Here is a 20,890-nt window from a genome sequence, read left to right on the forward strand (position 1 = left end):
AATAAGGATATCTTATGAATGATACTCTCAATATAAGTTCGTCTGAAACACAGAGGAATAATAAAGTAGAGGTAATACCAAAGGAAATTAAATTTGCTTTTTGGCTACTATGTTGTTGTTTTGCCATGTGGGGTTTGGCAAATAACATGACTGATGTACTTATTGCACAGTTTCGAAAAGTATTTACTTTAACCGATATGCAATCCGGTTTGGTACAAACGGCTTTCTATGGCGCTTATTTTTGTTTGGCTCTTCCCGCTGCGCTTTTCATACAGCGATACAGTTATAAAGCCGGAGTGCTTTTGGGCCTTGGATTGTTTGCAACCGGCGCACTGCTATTTTATCCCGCCGCGCAAGCAATGGAATATTTACCTTTCTTGCTGGCATTATTTGTTCTAGCTGGCGGTCTCTCCATTCTAGAAACAAGTGCCAACCCATACATATTAGCGATGGGTCCTGAAGAAACCGCAACTCGACGTCTAAATATTGCTCAAGCTTGTAACCCTATTGGTTCGATCACTGGGGTGTTAATTGGCAAATTTTACATCTTATCGCAACTAAACCCTGCAACGGATAGTGAACGTGCGGCCATGGCTGCTGACGAACTAGCGAAAATTCAATCTGACGAACTGTACGCAGTAATGATGCCCTATATGGGCGTAGCAGTTGTTATTGCTTTAATTTGGCTATTGATTCTTAAAACTAAGATGCCGGCCGCAAAGGACACAAGTACTACCGGTGAGTCTACATTTGGTCAGGCGTACCGCCGTATTGTCAAGCGAAGCCACTTCACCAAAGGCGTGTTAGCTCAGTTTTTCTATGTCGGTGCGCAAATTGGTTGTTGGTCATGGACTATTCGTTACGTGATGCAAGAAGTCGGCGGTACAGAAGCAGAAGCATCAACATACCTACTGACATCTATTGTGATTTTCTCTGTCATGCGCTGGGTTTGTGTCGCGCTGATGAAACACATTGAACCACAAAAACTACTTGCTGCTTTGGCTGCGATCGCTGCGATTTTAGTCGCTGTAATCATGGTAGTGGGTGGGTTAGCAGGAGCTTATGCACTAGTCGGTGTGTCTGCATGTATGTCTCTGATGTTCCCGACTATTTTTGGGCTATCACTGAGAGATTTAGGGTCTGATTCAAAGTTTGGTGGAAGCTTCTTAATCATGGCAATCCTGGGTGGTGCACTGCTAACCGCCATCATGGGGCAAATCTCAGATGCAGCAGGCATTGGTGCCGCATTTGTTATCCCATTCATTGGCTTCGTTTACCTAGTGTACTACGGCGCAAAAGGTTACCAAGTTAAGTAAAGAATTATCCACAGGGGCAGCATTAACCTGCCCCCTGAATTAAAGAAATAATAAGGAACATCAATGATGTCACAGTTAGTTAAAATCGGTATTCGTCCTACCATCGACGGTCGTCAAATGGGTGTACGCGAATCTCTTGAAGATCAAACTATGGGAATGGCTCAGCGCGCAGCTCATTTTATTCAAGAGAATATTCGCCATGCTAGCGGAGAGAAAGTGGAGTGTGTCCTTGCCGACTCTTGTATTGGTGGTGTAGCAGAATCTGCTGCGACGGCTGACAAATTTAAACGTGAAAATGTGGGCCTTGTACTGACAGTAACACCGTGTTGGTGTTATGGCACAGAAACCATTGATATGGACCCGCATACACCAAAAGCCATCTGGGGTTTCAATGGTACTGAGCGTCCAGGTGCAGTATACCTAGCCGCCGCGATGGCAGGCCACTCACAAGTGGGTTTACCGGCATTCTCAATTTACGGCAAAGAAGTGCAAGACGCAGGAGACGAGTCAATCCCAAGTGACGTACAGGACAAGATTCTTCGCTTCTGCCGTGCAGGTTTAGCCGTCGCGTCAATGCGCGGTAAATCTTATCTCTCGATGGGCTCTGTATCTATGGGCATCGCGGGCTCTGTGGTTAACCCTGAGTTCTTCCAGAAGTATCTGGGCATGCGTAATGAATATGTCGATATGACAGAAATCAAACGCCGTTTGGATCGAGAAGTCTATGACAAGAAAGAGTTTGAACTGGCACGTGCTTGGGTACGAGACTGGTGTAAAGAAGGTAAAGATTATAACGGCACCCCTTTCACCGAAGAGCGTAAAGCAGAGGATTGGGATACCGTCATTAAGATGACCATGATCATGCGCGATTTGATGCAAGGCAACCCAAAACTTGCAGAGCTAGGCTTTGGTGAAGAATCGCTAGGACACAATGCTATTCTGGCTGGCTTCCAAGGTCAGCGTCATTGGACAGATCATTTGCCCAATGGCGATTTTTCAGAGGCCATCTTGAACTCCTCATTTGATTGGAACGGCATTCGTGAACCAATCTGTGTGGCAACAGAAAACGACGCGTTGAACGGCGTAAATATGATGTTTGGTAAGCTACTGACGGGTGAGGCTCAGGTTTTCCATGATGTTCGTACCTACTGGTCTGAAGATGCGGTAGAGCGTGTGACAGGGACCCGCCCAGATTCCGGTTTCTTGCACCTGGTTAACTCTGGCTCAGCAGCGCTCGATGGGGCAGGTAAAGCGAGAACAGCTGATGGTAAGCCGGCGATGAAACCGCACTGGGAACTGACACAAGCCGACGTTGAAGCGTCTCTAAATGCAACGAAATGGTGCCCAGCCATTGAAGAATACTTCCGTGGGGGCGGCTTCTCGTCTCAGTTCCTAACTGAAGGTGGTATGCCATTTACTATGCATCGAATCAACATTATCTCGGGTATTGGTCCAGTGCTGCAAATTGCTGAGGGGCACTCTATCGAACTGCCAGAAGATGTTCATAATACCCTAAATGAGCGCACTAACGCGACTTGGCCAACGACCTGGTTCGTCCCTCGCTTGACTGGCCAAGGCGCATTTAAATCGGTTTATGACGTTATGGCAAACTGGGGCGCTAACCACTGTGTTATCACTTCAGGCCACGTTGGCGGCGATTTAATCTCTCTCGCTGCAATGCTGCGTATTCCGGTATCGATGCATAACGTGGATAGCCAAGACATCTTTCGTCCGCATACTTGGTCTGCATTTGGTCAGGATGTTGAGGGACAGGACTATCGCGCTTGTCAGAACTTCGGCCCTATCTATAAGTAATTCAATAGGTAACTAATTTTGCCTGCCCCAACTTGGGGTAGGCCTTAAAGGGGTGAGTTATGTCGATTGCTATTATTCTTGATTGCGGAGCCACCAACGTCCGCTCTATTGCGATTAACCAGCAAGGTGAAATTGTTGCGTCGAACTATATTGCTAATGAAACGCTACAGAATGGCACTAAACATGTTTGGGATTTTCAACAGATTTGGAAAAAGCTTGTTGAGTGTTCAAAGCAGGTAACGGCTCAAATTAATTCGACGGATATTGTTGCCGTTTCTGTCACTACCTTTGGAGTGGACGGGGCGCCCTTCGATAAAGATGGAAAGCAGATCTATCCCATTATTTCTTGGAAATGTGCTCGTACCGCGCCTGTGATGAGCCAGATCTCGCAAGATATTGACCGCGATGAACTGTATTTGACCAACGGCATCGGGGATTATTCGTTCAATACCTTATTCAAGCTTAAGTGGTTGAAAGACAACGAACCAAAAGTCTATAGCAATATGGATAAGTGGGTGTTTATTTCGTCGATGTTGACACAAAAGCTGACGGGCGAATTAACAACCGATCGAACGATGGCTGGCACGTCGATGATGACGGACCTAGACAGCGGTGACTGGAATGAAGGGGTATTACAGTACCTAGAGCTGACGAAGGCGCACTTTCCTCCCATGGTTGAAGCGGGCGAAATAGTGGGTTGTTTAAAAGACGATGTCGCCTTCCTGCTTGGCATTCCAAACAGAGTTCCAGTGATTTCAGCAGGTCACGACACTCAGTTTGCTTTGTTCGGCTCTGGTGCCAAAGAGAATCAGTCTTTCTTAAGCTCAGGGACTTGGGAGATCTTGATGGCTCGTTCGCCACGTCCTCAGTTAAAACCTGACTATCTCAAAGAGGGCATGACAACAGAGCTTGATGCTAAAAATGATTTGTTTAACCCAGCAATCCAATGGCTCTCTAGTGCAGTAATGGAATGGGTCGCCAACACCTACTTTACGGATATTGCCGAGAGCAGCAGTAAATACGCGGTGATGGTTTCGGAAGGGGAAGCGGCCCCTATCGGTGCAAATGGCGTTAGGTTCGATCCATCCTTTTTACTTGGTGGTGACGGTAAAGGAAATGGTGCGATTACTGGCCTGTCCATTAATGCCACAAGGGGCGAGATATACCGCGCCGCTCTAGAAGGACTGGCCTTCAAACTCAAGAGCAGTCTGCACTATCTTTCCACGACTTGTCGCTTAAATACCGAGTGTTTAATGGTGGTGGGTGGTGGGTCTAAAAATAGACTGTGGAACCAAATAAGAGCTGACGTTGTTGGCATCCCTATCCATGTGGTTGAACAGCCTGAAGCCACAGTGACGGGGGCAGCGATGTATGCCTTTGCAGGGGCTGGGGTATTTATTGATGCCAATCATGCCCAAGAAAATATGAAGCCTGCTTACCAAGTCATCACCCCGTCTGAGAGCCGTGAACAATACGCCCAGTTATTGGAGGAAATACACAATGCTTAAAGGAATCCATCCGGCAATAAGCCCAGAACTGCTTGCCGTATTAAGTCGAATGGGGCATGGCGATGAAATTCTGTTTGCCGACGCCCATTTTCCTGCTGAGACGTTTGGATCGCATGTGGTGCTAAGAGCCGATGGCGTGAATATCGATACGCTGTTAGAGGGCACAATACCGCTATTTGAGCTCGACGTGTACTGCCAAAGCCCGCTGATCATGATGCAAGCAGTAGAGGGTGACCAGCTCGACCCAACAGTTGAATCGAAATACATGGCGGCAATCACAAAGACCACGAAAGACAAGCCTGCATTAGAACACATGGATCGTTTTGATTTTTACGACCGCGCCGAAAAATGCTTTGCAGTTGTACTGACGGGCGAAACCGCTAAATACGGAAACATCATTTTAAAGAAAGGCGTAACGCCAGCTTAAGGAAGTAATACGATGACAATAACAAGAAATGAACTAGCACAAGACATTATCGATACATGCTTAGAGATGACTAAGCTGGGATTAAACCAAGGCACCGCAGGTAATGTCTCGGTGCGCTATGAAGGTGGTTTATTGATCACTCCAACGGGTATTGAATATGAGAATCTGACACCGGAAAAGATCGTTTTTGTAAGCGAATCCGGAGAATTTGAGGAAGGCAAAATTCCATCAAGCGAATGGGCTTTCCACCTAACCTGCTACCAAGCGAGAGAGGATTGCCATGCCGTTGTTCACAACCACGCCATTAACGCGACAGCAGTGTCTATACTCAATCGTCCAATCCAGGCGATCCACTATATGGTTGCAGCATCGGGCGCGGCAGAAATACCTTGTGTACCTTATGCTACCTTTGGCTCTCCTAAGTTGGCTGATTATGTAGATGCTGGCATTCGTCAAAGTAAATCTATTCTTCTTCAACATCATGGCATGATCACCGTTGGTGAAAATCTGAAGAAAGCATTGTGGTTAGCACATGAAACCGAGGTATTGGCTGAGCTTTATCTCAAGTGTGCAGCGATTCAGCCAGACGTTCCAGTGCTTCCAAACCAAGAGATGGATCATGTACTCGATAAGTTCAAGACGTATGGATTGCGAGTTGAGAAGTAATTGATATCGGCCCGATCCGTCGGGCTCTTACCGTAAAGGAATGACTATGGTGTTTGCATTAAATTTACCAAAACTATCATTATCCGGCGTAGGTGCGGTGGCAGAATCTGTTGCAGTGTTGGACTGTCGACCCGTAAAAAAAGCAATGATAGTGACAGATAAAAACCTTATTGAATTGGGGATATTAGATTCTCTTTATTGTGCACTCGATGATAAAGGGTTCGATTATGTCACCTTTGATAAGGTCACCCCTAACCCGACCGTTAGTTTGGTTAATCAAGGTGCTGAGTTTTACCAACAGAGCGGGTGCGATTGTTTGATTGCGGTTGGTGGCGGTAGCCCTATTGATTGTGCGAAAGCGATTCGTATTGTCACATCAAATGAAGGCGAAATCACCGATTATAATGGGGTCGGCCTGGTTAAGAATAGCGGTGCGTTCTTTATTGCTATTAATACAACGGCGGGAACAGCGGCGGAGATGACGTCCAATTCGGTGATTACCGATGAGAAGAATCTCGTTAAGATGGTGATCGTCGACACCAAACAGATTCCAGATGTTGCGGTTAACGACCCATCATTGATGGTTGGTTTGCCTGCCTCTGTTACCGCTGCAACGGGTATGGATGCGCTGACCCATGCCATTGAGTCGGTTGTGACTCCTGGCGCCCATCGTTTAACACTTCCGACCGCACTCGAGGCGGTTAAGCTAATTGCCAAATGGCTGCCTATGGCAGTAAAGGATGGAGCGAACATAGAAGCTCGGTCGGCACTTGCTGATGCGCAATTTTTAGCGGGGATGTCGTTCAACTCAGCCGGATTAGGCGCGGTTCATGCGTTGTCACATCAGCCTTCGGCAACACACAACCTAGCGCATGGCGTTTGTAATGCTATCTTGCTGCCTGTGGTGAGCGCATTCAATGCTCAAACGATTCCAAGTGCGTTTAGAGAAGTAGCTGAAGCGATGGGTGGGGATACGTCTCAGTTAGACGACACTAATGCAGCCCTATTAGCGGTGGACCTGATTTGCACGTTGTCTCGTGAAGTGGGTATCCCTTCTGGGCTGGCTCATCTTGGGGTTAAGCATGCGGATATTGATGGTTGGGTTCAAAAAGCCATGGATGATGTTTGTATGGGAGGCAACCCAAGAACGTTGACCAGTGAAGACGTTTATCACCTTTACGAGTTGGCGTTATAGCAACCGTGTAGTGGTACTGTAGTGGCTGAGTGAATTTGGCCACTTGATTGGAGGTTTGCAATACTTGAAGTGATTCATAAATCACTAATTTAGGAAACTCGCTGAGAAGATTTTGTCCAACTATGAGTTGGCCTTTGCAGATCATTCATCCAATATTAACCGTTTTACTCAGTACAGATGTGGTGTTGGAAAATGGGAACAAAAACGACCTAACCACGCTCCAAGCGTTGTTAAGTCGTTATTGGTTGAGGTCAGGGGTTAATTGAGCGCTTCAATCAGAGTGATTTCGCGTTTGATTTGCTTACTCTCTTGCTCAGTCGCCTGCGCCAGTTTCTTTTCGCGTGTGGTTATGGCTGCTTGTTTGGCTTCGTCAGATTTGAACATCAGTTCTTTTACGTTGATAGAAGCGATGTTTGTGTAGCGGCCATCGTCACTGGTTGGGATTGATATGGTTTTATCATTAATCAATGATTTTACGATCTCACGCTGTTCATTGTAACGACTCTCTAAACCAGAAAGTGCCCATCGTTGTTGAGGCTTACCCTCATACTGGCCGTTCTTTTCTTCTTTAAGATACTTGATAGTCATGTTACGAATCGTGCCTGCTTCTTCTCCATACTCTGCTTCCGTATCAAAGAGTACAGGGAATGATTCACCTTCTAGCACGCCGCCTTTCTTGGTTAGATGACCCATTCGATAGCTATTCATACCAATACGGATCTCTGTTTGATCAGTAACCGGTGTGCCATCAGCAAACGCGAGGTTGGTGATGCGGGTACCTGCAGGTTGAGTGAGGTCGATGGTATAAGTCACGCCCGCGAAGAAGTCATTGGTCGAATATTTTGAAGCTCTACGTTCAGGGTTAAAGCTGTAGGTCACATCGCCAGGTTGTACTGAGTTGAAGTAGCCTGCAGACCATTCCATGTAGGTTCTTAACTCTTTGCCTGTCATCTGATAGACAGTGATTTCGCCACCTGCGTATTGGTAGTTGTACGCGATGTCTTTGGCTTTGATTGGGCCAACATCGAGCTCTGCATTGTCGTTGTCTATTTGAAGTGCAATGACATTGGCTTTGGGTGCATAGAAGAAGCTCGCTTCTTGGAATAGCGCACTGATGCCTGTGTCTTGAACATGGACTTGAGGGATACCGCGGATTTCGTTTTCTGGGACTAAATCAACGCCGGTAAGTTGAGCGACAGGTCTGTTCGCCATTTCTCGGAGTTGTTTGTGGTAAGGCTGGTATAACTCGTCCATATTCTCATCAGAGTCGATACCTTTAATTTTATAGGTGAAGCTGTCTTTGTTGACGAGAGTGAATGTGCCATCGCGCTCTTCAAATTGAAGATCAATACGAGATAGGGCGCGGCCATATTTGTCGGGTTCAGTAATAATAACGCCATTTACAACGGCTTTATCGATGCGAGTGTGCATGTGGCCAGCGACGATGGCATCAAGCTCTGGGTTTGCATTGGCAATGTCGGTGACACCGGTGTCGGCAATGTCATTCTCGTTCTCAATTCCCATATGGGCAACCAATATGATGGCATCCACTTTATCATCAATCTCTTTGACGATTTTCTTCACTTCCAAGGTTGGATTAGTGAAAGTGACGCCTTCTAAACGGTTGGTACCTTGCGCAAAGACCTCCGTCATTGGGGTATCCATTCCGATCACGCCGATCTTAATGCTACCGCGTTCTAGGATGGTGTAACCAGGCAGGAATGGGTTTCCGTTTTTGTTCTTGATGTTGCCACCGAGAGACTGCCCTTTAAATTGGGTAACGGCCCTGTTGAGGGTTTTGAGGCCAAAGTCGAATTCGTGGTTACCTAAAACCCACACATCGTATTTCATGTGATTAAAGCCAAGCATCATTGGATCAACGGGCTCGTCTTTGAAGGTTTCTACGAAGTTGCCTTGGATGGTATCGCCAGCGTCGACAAGGATAATGTTAGATTGCTCTTTGCGGATCTCACCAACTTTGGTCGCGATTTGGCTCAAGCTACCACGAGTGTTGAGTTTATCTGCCGCGTAATCCCACGCCATAAAATGACCGTGGATATCTGAAGTACCCAGTATCGTGACATCGTGTATATCGCCATCAGCTGCAAAGGTGGGAAAGGCTAGAGAGAGTAGGATGGCGCTTGATAGTATGTGTCTTTTCATAAGTATGTTCACATCGTGGTTTTAAGTATGACGCTACCATATAGAATCGAGGTTATCTTATGGGTGATCAGTATCACATTTCTAATGATATAACTAATTGATGTTTCAAATAAATGTGATTCATGACCATCTCGTAACCACTTAAGTTATGGAGAAATGCACCACAACTCTTCGCTATCTTTTCAATCTTCGATTTCTTTAATCAAACTTCCTAAGCGATGGTGTATTAACAAGCACGCTTGTAAGCTGTTGAACGTCTTGCCTGTTGAAATAAACAAGGTATATATCGTCCAACTCTCACTTACTGTGGCAGTAAGATGATCTTGCCCTCTAGGCGTGTGGTTTTCGATTCAATGAGATCAATCGCGGTTTGCACTTCATCGAATGGTAGATAGCGGTCAACGTCGAGCTGAATGTCGTTTGTGATGAAGTGATCTAGCATGGTCGTGAACTTATCACGGCGAACATCTTTACCTTCTGCTTCCTCCCAATAACGCAAGAAGAAGGTGCTGAAATCGATGTGTTGGTTTTTCGCGTACTCAAAGAAGCGTGGCTCGTAAAAATCCAACGGTTGGCATAGGCAAGCCTAATGCCTTAATTTGAGAAACTAGATCAGCGTTCGCATCTATCACCCAACAGGAAGTGGCAGGGTATTGTGTCTGCTGTGATGTAACGACAATGATGTTGAAGCCGAGTGATGCTGATAACTGGGAGAAGATCTTACCGATGGCTGAACTGCCCGCGTTGATGATCAACACATCCTCTTGGGTCAGCTTGGCTATTTCTGTCGTTAGCACCCATGCGGTTAGCGCATTAATGTACAACTGACAGGCGTAGCCATTGTCTAAATGTTGAGGAATTTGGAACAGATCATCTGGTGATACATCGACATAGTTCTGCCATGTTCCACTGGTTGCCACAAGCACTCGTTGATTCACTATAAACTCAGCACTGCTGGATTCTACAATCCTTCCTACCGCTTCAAATCCCGGTACTCTCGGCGGCTGATGGCTATGTTTGTATTGGCCCACACCATAAATCGACAACAGATCACTAGGGTTGATGTTAGTCGCTTCAATTTGTACGCGAACTTTATCTTTGTCTAGTACCCCTAAAGCGACATGTTCTAACTTGAGAGATTCTTTTGGCTGACCGAAACGGAACTGGCTAATTCGGGTATTTTGCTTAGTGTCAGTCATAGTTTGGGCACCTTTATGGATTATGAGTACTGCATCGATTTTAAGTGTAGCGTGTTCATAAATAATCTTGGGTCGGAAATGTTGCTCAACATGGCTGGTGTTGGCAGACAATCGTCATCAACGTAGTCGACATAGTCTGCCGCCGAATCAAAGATCAAAATATCCAAAGCCAAACGATCCAAGCCATATCGGCCTCGGTGGATCATGTCCGCTGAAAACACCAATAAGTCACCGGCGGCTAATGGTATCTGCTTACCACCAGAGATGTCATCGCTGCTCACTTTGCCGTTTTCTTCTTGGCGAACATTGTACTCTTCTTCGTTGTCCCAACGCTTGTGTGTGCCAGGGATAAGTTCCATACCTGGCTCATCAAAAATGGGCACTCGCAGATGCAATACCTGGGTTTCCATGATGACTTTCATTTGGTCATCAACGTCGTAATCGTATTGACAGTCACGATGCCAGAAGTCTTTTTGTTGCGGATTTACTGGGTTGAAGAACAGCTGTGTATTCATGAATGCTGGTTTGTTCGGAATCACCGCATCAACCACGTTCATCACTTGTTTCGAGCTGATGAAGTCGAAAAGCACGCTTCTATCGTCGGCGAGCAAATACTCGCTTCCCGTAATTAAAGACGAGTTAAATGCTTCTTCTTTATAGAATTCTTCGTTGTCTGCTTTCCATGATTCATGAAATTTCAGCACGACTTTTCTAAGCGATGCAATTTGAGCTTCATTGAAATAATTTCTGATAACAAAGTAACCATGTTCGTCGTAACGGTCACTTAATTGTTGGCTGTTTTCTACCACTGACTACCTTCGTTCATTCTTTGCTGTATAATAACTAAGGTCAACAGCCCTAGAGATTTCTTGGGCGCATAATGCCAGACAGTCGTCATTCAACCAAGTAACGAGTGCAGAAGCCTGTAGATTCAGTGATGCGATAAAACTCTATGGGGGCGAGTGTTACATGCCTATCCATATCATGGACTCATGCGATAAAAATCTCCGCATATGTGATCTACCCCCTTTTTTTATAAAATAAAAAGATTCACATGGTGAATGTTTTTGTGGTTTGCATGATTATTGACCATGTTGAAATTTGGTTGCGTATGGAAGATAGAAAATCATGGATGGTTTTTCGCTGGATATGAGAACACTTAATTTTATTATTATTTTGTTCTCTTTCATTTACTGTATTGGCTTGTTGTTATTTCAATTCACTCAACAGTCCATTAAAGGGCTTTCAATCTTTTCCATTTCAATATTTGTTATTGGAACTGGGCCGTTGATGTTGAGCCTAAGAGGGGAGTTCCCTGATTGGGTCACAGTTATTGGTGCCAATATGGTCATTGCGCTTGGTTTTCATCTCGCCTTGTATAGCTTATGTCTGTTTCGAGAATACTCTCTCAAATGCACCTACCTCAGTAGTCTAATGATGTTGGCTCTTTTGCCATGTTTTATTTACTTCACGTTCTATGAGCCTTCCATAAAGGCTCGAATTATCCTCATTAGTTTATATCTGGCTTTTGTGACTCTTTGCACTGCCTTTGCGGTATTAAAGGGCCGGCGTGATGACTTGACTCTAGGTATTCGGATGATGGCCTTGTCATTTACGATATATGGCGGGTTTATGTTTTTTCGAGTTGTGGTGACGCTATTTTCAACTGAGCTCCAGGATTTCATGGCGGCCACTCTCATTCATCAACTTGCCTTTTTAGTGAGCATCGTTCTTATTGTGTCGATGAGCTTTACAATGCTTTGGCTGATTAACGCAAGGTTGCTTAGTTCTATTCACGAGCTGTCCTACAGCGATCCTCTAACGGTACTGGGAAACCGCAGAGCATTAGATGAGATGGTTCCAGTTATCATGAAGCAGGCGGAAACTGCACCTGTTAGTGCCATTATGATGGATATTGATAATTTTAAGTCGATCAATGACCAACACGGACACATTGTAGGTGACCTCGTGATCAAGTCTTTTGCTGAAATGGTTCAAAGTGCGATAAAAACATCGCCTAAAGCCAGTGCGTTTCGTTTTGGCGGAGACGAGATAATGATTTTATTGCCTAATGTCGATTTCCAACAAGCTCAGGTTATTGCCTGCAAGTTACGATTGTCTATTTCAGAGGTATCAGCAGTACAAGAACATGAGATGTTTCTGACATCGAGTTTTGGTGTTGCTCAGCTTCACCCGCATGAGAGTTGGAATGGGTTTATTAGCCGAGCCGACAAAGCGTTATATCAAGCGAAAACAAACGGTCGCAATATGACTTCAATTTGTCCTAGTCATATTAACGAGCTCGTCACTGCCACATAACCAATACTGCTGCGATAGAAAGCAAGATGAGCGCAAGAATGTCTTTGCGCGCGATGCTTTGCCCTAACCAGAAATAGGATATCAACACCATGAAGATCACTTCGACTTGCCCGAGTGTCTTTACGTACGGCACGGCTTGAAGCGACATCGCGCTAAACCAACCCAGAGAACCGATAACACTCGCTAAGCTTGTCATGATGACTAGTTTCGACTTCTTGAATATCAGGCGCAGCGTGTCGCGTTCTCTGAAAAAGAGATACGTACAGATAATCACTGTCTGAAGGGAAATGACGAGGAACAGCACCCAAGCAGCGCTATGAGGGAAGGGCAACCCTATGCTCAAACTTGCTTCCCGTACCCAAAGAGACGTTAAAGCAAAGGCGGTGCTACACGCCATACCTAATAAGAACACTTTCGGGGACAAGCTTCGCCAGCCAGAAGCGCTACTCATGATTAGCACGCCTAAAGTACCAATAAGTACGCCGACCCAACCTGTTAGTGTCAAAGCAGTACCAAAAAACAATACGGATAGCACAGCAGATACGGGGGCTTCACACTTGGCTAAGCCTGCGCCTATCGCATAGTTTTCGAGCTTGAACAGCATCACCATTAAGCCGGTCGCGAGGATCTGCATGATGGCGGCAGCAACAATATAGAAAACAAACTCACCCGAAAAATCCGGTGCGGAGACTGGCTGCCATTGATAGAGGGTGTAGAGGTAAATAAGGGCGATTGGGCCAGCCCAAATAAAACGCGCCAACGTCACGCCAGCCACGCTCATGGTGCCACTTAATTTACTTTGAAAGGCATTGCGCCAAGATTGGCTAAAGGCAGCAAGGAGAGTAAAGGCTACCCAACTAAAAGACATGACGCGTCCATGTGTTATGTAATTTGCTGATTATATTAACAAATAAAACCAATATAAGAAGCGACTTGTTCTTTTAATAAGCAATCGTCAGTTGCGTGAATCGCTCGGTTTTGAAGAATATTCGGTCTTTAAAACTTGCGCTGTAAACCTTAACGGCTTCATTTACTTGTCACTCGACATCAATCGATTGTTTAGAAAATCGCTTCTTTTCTGTTCTTGAAGTAGAACAGCGCGCTGATCAAAACGAACAGTAAGGTGAAGTAATAGAAAAAAGAAGACAGTGAGGCCAAGAAGGCAAGGTTCTGTTCTATTTCTTGTTCGGTGTAGCCCTGAGACACCAACTTATAGTAGTAAGCGTACAAGATACCGATCAGACCGTATCCGAGGTTAAACATCAAACCTTTGAAACTAAGAACGGTGGCTCTGTTGTGTGATTCGGTTTTTTTATTCAGGTGGTAGCTGATGAAAATGTTCATCGTCATGATGATAAAGATTAATACTAGTGCCGGAATGACTCCGTAAATCGACCAACCTAAACTGATCCAGTAATAAGTCGCCATGCTTGCCAATCCCATAACCACAATGAAGGTTTTAGCCTCCATACTCTCTGCTAATCTTCGGCTTTGTCCTGCCAATATAATCTTAAGCAAGCTGATACCCGCACCAATAAAACCAAAGTAGATAATTGGAATATCAATGGCCAGATAGTATTGGCTGTTCATGGTTAGGAACATGCGTGAGGTGTGTTCGAATAGGCTGTAGTAGAGCAAGATGAACAGCACGTAAGGCGTAGCGAATACCCATTTACCTGCATCGATCGTCAATTTAAGACTTGAGATGGTGGTTGCCAATTTGGTTTGGTCGCTTGGCATCAGCTTTTTCTCTTCGCGCATATTAATCGCGGCATAGATAGCGATCATCGCTACAAATAGGGTGGCGAACACAGGAATACGCATCAGATCTTTGGTGCTTTCTGGTTCGGCTAGTCCAAGGAAATGAAAGATGTTCGTCATAAAATTCACGTCGTACATCGCCGCACCAATTAGTGTGACAAAGATACCGACCGTTGAGGCGACACGAAGCTGGATTTGCAGCACTCGAGGCCACAACTCTTCATTGCCTTGTTCTTTTAAGGTGTCGTAAGCCAATGCCTCGTCAGCACCGCTGGCCAGTGCCATCGCTAGCCCACTGAGAATCCGGTTAATCAGAAAAACAATGAACACCAAGTCTGGGTTTCCGGTTGGTACGAGCGCTATCATGGCGATCTCAACAAACATCACAATCGAAGACAGCACCACCAGTTTCTTGCGGCCTAAGGTATCGGCGAATGCACCCGACGGTACTTCAGCAAGCACAATGGTGGCCGCCCAAACTACATTGAGCATCGCGAATTGAGACAGGGTTAACCCGTAATCTAAATAAAGTAGTGTGAATATAGGGTAGTAAAAACGCGCAAAGTAGCTGCTTCTAAACATCAAGAAGTAGCGGACATTGGGAATTTTAAGGATCTCTTTGAGCGTCATGATAATTTCAGTAATTTAGATAACACATTATTATGTATAACCCTTTTACTCTTTTAAATCATGGAATTGTTGCCAAATCCCTAAAATATCTGGTTTGGGTGATCTTCGAACTCATTGTTCATAGTGGGTTATAGGTTTCTCGTCTTCAAATCACTTTCCCCTATTCATTTAGTTTGTGGTGCCGTTTCACTTGTTCGACTGATTTTGGTGCAAGATCGAACTTCTACAACGTCGCTCTCGTATTTACATCTTATTGTATGATTTAATTGTTGGTAATAACGATACGCAATGAATCCAATGTAATTGAGGAAGCGAGCATGATCTTAGAGTCATTCAGTCTGGAAGGTAAAGTAGCGATAGTGACGGGCTGTAACACGGGGCTTGGGCAAGGTATTGCATTAGGCCTAGCGGAAGCCGGTTGTAAGGTTGTCGGTGTTAACCGAACAGAGCCTGAAGAGACTATTGAGAAAATGAGTGCAGCAGGTCATTCGTTCCTAAACGTGAGTGCTGATCTTCTCGAGCAAGCGTGCATTCCAGGGGTTATAGAGCGCACTTTGGCTGAGTTTGGCCAAGTCGACATTCTCGTGAACAATGCAGGAATTATTCGCCGCCAAGATGCTATTGAGTTCTCAGAGCAAGATTGGGATGACGTAATGAACGTGAACACCAAGACGGTGTTCTTTATGTCTCAGGCTGTTGCAAAGCAATTTAAGGCTCAAGGTACTGGCGGAAAGATCATTAACATTGCATCGATGCTCTCATTCCAAGGTGGCATTCGAGTTCCTTCCTATACGGCTTCAAAAAGTGCTGTGATGGGCGTGACACGTGCGATGGCGAACGAATGGGCGCGCGATAATATCAACGTGAATGCGATAGCCCCCGGTTATATGGAAACGAACAATACTCAAGCTCTGCGTGAAGATGCTGAGCGTAATCAAGCGATTCTTGAGCGTATTCCGGCTGAACGTTGGGGTAAACCGCAAGATATCGCAGGTCCTTGTGTGTTCTTAGCATCATCAGCATCGGATTACATTAATGGCTATACCATTGCTGTTGACGGTGGTTGGTTAGCACGCTAGTTGGTTTTTTATTCTAAATTTTGAGTTTGCAGCAATCTTGCAGGAGAAGATAAATGAAAATCGCTTTAATGATGGAAAACAGTCAGGCAGGTAAAAATGCCATGGTTGCAGCTGAGCTAGAGTCAGTGGCGGGTGGCATTGGTCACGATGTTTTCAACTTAGGTATGACCGACGAGAATGATCACCACTTAACGTATATCCACTTAGGTATCATGGCCAGTATTCTGATCAACTCAAAGGCTGTGGACTTTGTTGTGACGGGATGTGGAACAGGGCAAGGTGCTTTGATGTCACTGAACCTGCACCCGGGTGTGGTTTGTGGTTACTGCCTAGAGCCATCAGATGCTTTCTTGTTTAACCAAATCAACAACGGCAATGCTCTCGCTCTCGCTTTTGCTAAAGGCTTTGGCTGGGCAGGTGAACTCAACATTCGTTATATCTTTGAAAAAGCGTTCACAGGCGAGCGTGGTAATGGGTATCCACTAGAACGTGCAGAACCACAGCAACGTAATGCAGCAATTTTGAATGAAGTGAAAGCGGCGGTGGTAAAAGATAACTTTATTGATTCTCTGAGAGCTATCGACCAAGATCTAGTGAAAACAGCGGTTGGCAGCGAGCGTTTCCAACAATGCTTCTTTGAGCATTGCCAAAACCAAGAAATCGCTGATTATGTTCGTTCACTTTTAGATTAATTAGAGCGTTTAGTTCTGATAGAGCCAGCCTTGTTCGGCTGGCTTTTTGATGAATAATTAAAGCAATGTAATGAGACAAACAGTAATCAGCTGGCTAAATTGCGATTCGTGTTTTCCTGAATTTACTCTTCATCTTCGGTTTCTTTGGGAGCATTCGACGCCCAGTCTTTTTCAAGCCAGTTATCGAGCACGTGTTGCAGTACGTTCAAGGAGGTTGGTTTCTCTAGGCGACCATCCATCAACTTGCTGATCATATCTAACTCGTGCTGTCCTGATTCGCCAGACAAAGCAATGATTGGCGTTTGAGGAGAGCGTGCCTTGATGATTTGGCTTGCGTCAAAACCATTCATTATCGGCATTTGTACGTCCATTAAGATCAAATCGACCTTGTGTGTTTTGAACAGCTCGACGGCATTCTCGCCGTTTTTAGCTTGTAAGCTATTTACGCCAAGTCGACTCAGGTACATCTGAACAAGCGTGCGTTGCACTTCTTTATCATCGACGATAAGCACGGTTGGAGCCAAATGGTTCTCTGGGGTTAGCGTACTTGTTGGCTCTGAACTTTGCGTTTCCGCTTGGTTATCTGGCTTAACTTCTGCGTTGGGTTTGTTTTCAGTTGTGGTTTGATTACTTTTCCAATCATTGAAGTAAGGCGTACGAAGTGCGTCTGCTTTGGGTGCATTGGGTACTACCGGGAAGTACAGGTGGAACTCAGTAAACTCCCCAAGTTTAGAGTGGCACTCAACTCGGCCGCCAAATGAACGCATCACACGTTGGCAATAGCCAAGCCCTAGGCCGCTACCACCGCTTTTTTGGTAAGAGAAGAAGTCATCAAAGATCTTATGTGCAATGGCTTCGTCAATGCCAGGGCCGGTATCTCGGAATATCAGAACGTTCTCGTAAGGCCCTGTGTTGGTGCTGATCTCAATTTGGCTTTCTGGATAAGAATCAAAGTAATAGATTGCATTACGTATCAGGTTGAAAATAACGAAATTGAATAAGGTTTCATTGAGCTTTGCTACAAAATCAGCGTGTTGTGGTAAACGAATGCGTTCAATGATCTTTTCATTCTCAAAACCATAGTGGCTTACGGCTTGATCTACGGCTTTGTGGATAGAGGTCATGGCCACAGGGCCGTGTTCAGGCGTACTGTCACTGACTTCGCGCAGGATGATATCAATCAGTTGTCGCCCGCGTTGAATCGCCGCTTGGCCATTCTCAATATCCTTTAGGATTTGTTTAGCTGGGGCTTGGTTATCAATGTGCTGTTTTAACACCTCAAAATGCAGCTGCACTTGAGCCAGCGGGTTACGCATTTCGTGTGCGATAGAATTAGCAAGCGCGCGACTTTGGCGAATGCGTCTATCGGCTTCAATGGTGCTTTGTACACGAGTTAACAAGGTTTGCAGTGCAGAGATCTCTTCGTTAGAGAACATCTTATCGTTGCTCTTATGTGATGAGACCAATAAGTGCGTGACCGATTTCCCCTGACCAAATAAAGGCATCACCAAAGCGGTGTCGTTTGAGCTCATCTTGTCATATAGGGCTTTTATCGAGCGCTTGGCTGGTGCGGTGTAATCAAGCTCCTGAGACAGCTCATCGAACACTAAAACGGACTTGTTGGTAGACAGGTAATCTTCGTAGAAGGTTTCGTTGTAGTTGCTGTTCACCAGACGCAACTTGTCTTCGGGAATCTGCAATAGGCTACCTAATCGACGCATTGCATCATCAATCGACAGCTTGAAATCGTCTTCTAGTGAGAGGATCTGTTGTACTGGCGTTTTCTTGTTTCCGTAGACAAAGAACGAGGCGTAGTGGCTTACGCGCTTGTAGAGAACATGCCACGTGATGCCGATAATCGCGCAGATTGGGATAGCAACAAGCCATTGACTGTCGTCTGTCAGCGGGATAAATATCGCGCCAAAAGGGATCACCAAAATAGCACAAACCAACATCGCATTTAGGCTCATGTACGCCAGGTATTTCACGCTGTAGAAGCGCGAGGTCAGCAGGGCATAGCCAACGAACAACATTTCACTTATCGACAAAGCTGGTGGCAGCCAAGTGAGCGAGAAATCACGCAAGAAGTAGGTCATGCCTAGGTGGATCGTCGCAGTAGACAGCATGAAGACTAAAATGCCGGCGATCATATAGTTGGTTTTGGCTAAAGTTAGCTTGCTGCTGTTGGCGCGCATGGCCACCAGGTTGAGTAGTGTTAGCACTACAAAGCTAATCATCCCAATAAAGAAGTACGGCGTATGCGGGCCAAACTCAATCACGAACTGGCTTGGGCCTGCAATGGTGACGTGTTCAACGGTTAACCCCGGACTTAAATTGATAAAGAAGGAGTAGACGGTCAGGGTGACGAAAATGGCTTGCTGCCACACATGAACCTTACCATTACGTTGTTCAGCGGCGAGTTTGCACGAGAAGTAATAGGCAAAGGCAAACGCAAAGAACGAGGCGAGGTTGGCAAACTTTGCGGCGAACACGGCGGCCGAGGCCCCAAGTTCCGGTAATAAGTCGGTATGGAAATAAGCGTTACTGCTGATCCACGCAACAATGCAGATCGAATACGCGATGTAAGGGGCATGGTGTGTCCCTGCGATCACTTCGTTCTTCTGTTTCAGGCGATAGCAGTAATAGAACAACCACATGACAACCACAGCCACGGTTGCAAGCAGTGTGATTGCTTTTGCATAGATGATCGCCTCTAGGCCGAAATCAAACATGTTCATCCTTTTTCACCGAGCTAGTTTTTCCTGCCGAGCGCGACTTTTCTAATGACTTTCTGCTTTCTCGCACTGCGCGTTTGTAGCTTCGAAAATCGACATTATTGAACGCTTTTACCATCATCTCAAAATTCCAGAATCCACGATAAATTGTCGTGCCATCGTCATTTAATTCGCAATATCCAGAATGGAAGTATGCATTGGAATCAATGGTTTGATAAAACTGAAGCATGAAAGGTTGCTCGATAATAGTGAAGCCAATCTTATAGCCTATTTGGTGTAACACACTCATCAGCTCTTTTTGAGAAAGGTAGAGGAAATAGAGCTTTTGTTGGGTATTGCCACTGACTGTCAGACGTAACACCTCACACAGGGCATCTTTGTCGGACAATTGTAACTGGAATTGTTGGTCAAATTCTGGGAGAGAGTAACATTTTGACAGTGTAGGCGGTGTGAAAAGTTGTAACCCTGCGAGTTCATCGTTGCCGTAATTGGGTAAACAGTATTGCCATTGCTCATTGCTGAACGGCGGTGCGTAACTTAGCCAAGTGTCATTCTTAGACCAGTCTTGAATCAGCGCAGAGGAAACCAGTGTTGGAAAGGCTTCATCGACTGGATGCTTGAGCAGAATAAAATGCTTACCTGCCTGAGAAAGGTGTAATAAAGGCAGCATCTCAAACCATTTCTCGCCCTTGATGAACACCTCGAGATTGCTTAAAGCAATGGCATCGCTGATTGGCATTCCTTGTGGGTGACTCGGTGTTTGTACCAAAAGTGGCTCATGTTCTATCTGTTCGATGATCGCACCGTAATAAGCACTGTCATTGATAGGGAGGTCGACATGAGAAATGGAGCTTGGATTTAATGGAGATTTTGCTTTGATCGCAGCAATTTCACACTCACACCAGAAATCTAGCCAATGCATATAGCACTGCCCTACAGCCTGCTCTAGAAGAGCAATCTCTGCAGATAGTGTATTTGGATAGCGCAGAATCAGATCGCGGTAGTCCATCACCTCAAACAATACAGAGTAGCTTTTGTTTTGATGCTCTGGGAAAAGCAATTCTAATTGGCTTCTACGATATTCAGTCACGCTTTGAAAAAGCTCAGTGCGCTCATGTGGCTGATAAGTGTTGATGACGAGCTCTATCAGCGCTCGCTGTTTTATTTCGATAGACAGACTGCTAGCCAACAGTGAGCCTAAAGACGACGTTAATTTCATGTTTAACCTAGCCTAGGTTTATATAATTATTTTTATTTGATCTGCACTATCTATAGGACACTGATTTTAGGTATGTGTTTGAAGTTACGTTACTTTGAGAGAGCCAATCGTAACTTTACTTGTGTCCATGTTGTGAGAAGTAAGTTGCATAATCGGGTGAGATTTT

15 protein-coding genes and 1 pseudogene are annotated in these 20,890 nt (G+C 45.3%); 9 read left to right on the plus strand and 7 right to left on the minus strand.

Annotation, left to right across the window (positions count from 1 at the left end):
• Window positions 1-146 precede the first annotated feature (146 nt).
• The 6 genes from fucP to AB4185_RS08980 all read left to right on the plus strand — a co-directional run bounded on the left by fucP (window position 147) and on the right by AB4185_RS08980 (window position 6,927).
• Window positions 147-1,316 (plus strand): L-fucose:H+ symporter permease, encoded by a 1,170-nt coding sequence (gene fucP / locus AB4185_RS08955; RefSeq protein ID WP_017059999.1) that lies wholly within the window; start codon window positions 147-149, stop codon window positions 1,314-1,316.
• 66 nt (window positions 1,317-1,382) lie between these two features.
• Window positions 1,383-3,131 carry an L-fucose isomerase gene (locus AB4185_RS08960; protein WP_029236428.1) on the plus strand — a complete coding sequence of 583 codons (1,749 nt, stop codon included), beginning with the start codon at window positions 1,383-1,385 and terminating at the stop codon, window positions 3,129-3,131.
• Between the two features lie 59 nt (window positions 3,132-3,190).
• Window positions 3,191-4,639: an L-fuculokinase gene (gene fucK, locus AB4185_RS08965; RefSeq protein ID WP_372135355.1), complete on the plus strand. Its 1,449-nt coding sequence runs from the start codon at window positions 3,191-3,193 to the stop codon at window positions 4,637-4,639.
• Complete coding sequence (gene fucU, locus AB4185_RS08970; protein ID WP_017059996.1) at window positions 4,632-5,066, plus strand: L-fucose mutarotase; 435 nt, start codon at window positions 4,632-4,634, stop codon at window positions 5,064-5,066. Before fucK ends, fucU begins: the two co-directional genes overlap by 8 nt.
• An 18-nt stretch (window positions 5,067-5,084) precedes the next feature.
• Window positions 5,085-5,732: an L-fuculose-phosphate aldolase gene (locus AB4185_RS08975; RefSeq protein WP_029236427.1), complete on the plus strand. Its 648-nt coding sequence runs from the start codon at window positions 5,085-5,087 to the stop codon at window positions 5,730-5,732.
• A gap of 46 nt (window positions 5,733-5,778) precedes the next feature.
• Window positions 5,779-6,927 carry an iron-containing alcohol dehydrogenase gene (locus tag AB4185_RS08980; protein ID WP_017059994.1) on the plus strand — a complete coding sequence of 383 codons (1,149 nt, stop codon included), beginning with the start codon at window positions 5,779-5,781 and terminating at the stop codon, window positions 6,925-6,927.
• 258 nt (window positions 6,928-7,185) lie between these two features.
• On the opposite strand, the gene AB4185_RS08985 is transcribed toward AB4185_RS08980, so the two are convergent.
• From AB4185_RS08985 to AB4185_RS08995, 3 genes and pseudogenes are all read right to left on the minus strand, one after another.
• Window positions 7,186-9,090 carry a bifunctional UDP-sugar hydrolase/5'-nucleotidase gene (locus AB4185_RS08985; protein WP_102428979.1) on the minus strand — a complete coding sequence of 635 codons (1,905 nt, stop codon included), beginning with the start codon at window positions 9,088-9,090 and terminating at the stop codon, window positions 7,186-7,188.
• Window positions 9,091-9,391: 301 nt separating this feature from the next.
• Window positions 9,392-10,289 (minus strand): annotated as a pseudogene (locus tag AB4185_RS08990) (alcohol dehydrogenase catalytic domain-containing protein).
• A 20-nt stretch (window positions 10,290-10,309) separates the two neighbouring features.
• On the minus strand, window positions 10,310-11,098 hold the full coding sequence (locus AB4185_RS08995) for a phytanoyl-CoA dioxygenase family protein (RefSeq protein WP_102332708.1): 789 nt from the start codon (window positions 11,096-11,098) through the stop codon (window positions 10,310-10,312).
• Between the two features lie 319 nt (window positions 11,099-11,417).
• Here AB4185_RS08995 and AB4185_RS09000 point away from each other — a divergent pair, with 319 nt between their 5' ends.
• Window positions 11,418-12,608, plus strand: a complete 1,191-nt coding sequence (locus AB4185_RS09000) for a GGDEF domain-containing protein (protein ID WP_102332707.1) — start codon at window positions 11,418-11,420, stop codon at window positions 12,606-12,608.
• Here AB4185_RS09000 and AB4185_RS09005 read toward each other — a convergent pair.
• On the minus strand, window positions 12,595-13,476 hold the full coding sequence (locus AB4185_RS09005; RefSeq protein WP_372135356.1) for a multidrug transporter: 882 nt from the start codon (window positions 13,474-13,476) through the stop codon (window positions 12,595-12,597). The genes AB4185_RS09000 and AB4185_RS09005 overlap by 14 nt on opposite strands.
• Before the next feature lie 191 nt (window positions 13,477-13,667).
• Window positions 13,668-14,999, minus strand: a complete 1,332-nt coding sequence (locus tag AB4185_RS09010; RefSeq protein ID WP_017059988.1) for an MFS transporter — start codon at window positions 14,997-14,999, stop codon at window positions 13,668-13,670.
• Window positions 15,000-15,316: 317 nt separating this feature from the next.
• Between AB4185_RS09010 and kduD the strand changes: the two genes are divergently transcribed.
• Both kduD and AB4185_RS09020 read left to right on the plus strand, forming a co-directional pair.
• Window positions 15,317-16,078, plus strand: coding sequence for a 2-dehydro-3-deoxy-D-gluconate 5-dehydrogenase KduD (kduD, locus tag AB4185_RS09015; protein ID WP_017067926.1), 762 nt, complete (start codon window positions 15,317-15,319; stop codon window positions 16,076-16,078).
• Window positions 16,079-16,131: 53 nt separating this feature from the next.
• Window positions 16,132-16,770: an RpiB/LacA/LacB family sugar-phosphate isomerase gene (locus tag AB4185_RS09020; protein ID WP_017059986.1), complete on the plus strand. Its 639-nt coding sequence runs from the start codon at window positions 16,132-16,134 to the stop codon at window positions 16,768-16,770.
• Window positions 16,771-16,892: 122 nt separating this feature from the next.
• Here AB4185_RS09020 and AB4185_RS09025 read toward each other — a convergent pair whose 3' ends face one another.
• Together AB4185_RS09025 and AB4185_RS09030 are read right to left on the minus strand one after the other, a co-directional pair.
• Window positions 16,893-19,502 carry a response regulator gene (locus AB4185_RS09025; RefSeq protein ID WP_372123924.1) on the minus strand — a complete coding sequence of 870 codons (2,610 nt, stop codon included), beginning with the start codon at window positions 19,500-19,502 and terminating at the stop codon, window positions 16,893-16,895.
• Window positions 19,495-20,724 carry an acyl-homoserine-lactone synthase gene (locus AB4185_RS09030; protein ID WP_372123926.1) on the minus strand — a complete coding sequence of 410 codons (1,230 nt, stop codon included), beginning with the start codon at window positions 20,722-20,724 and terminating at the stop codon, window positions 19,495-19,497. The genes AB4185_RS09025 and AB4185_RS09030 overlap by 8 nt, the downstream gene beginning before the upstream one ends.
• Window positions 20,725-20,890 lie beyond the last annotated feature (166 nt).

Source organism: Vibrio sp. 10N.286.48.F5 (assembly GCF_041469785.1).
GTDB classification, from domain to species: domain Bacteria; phylum Pseudomonadota; class Gammaproteobacteria; order Enterobacterales; family Vibrionaceae; genus Vibrio; species Vibrio crassostreae_C.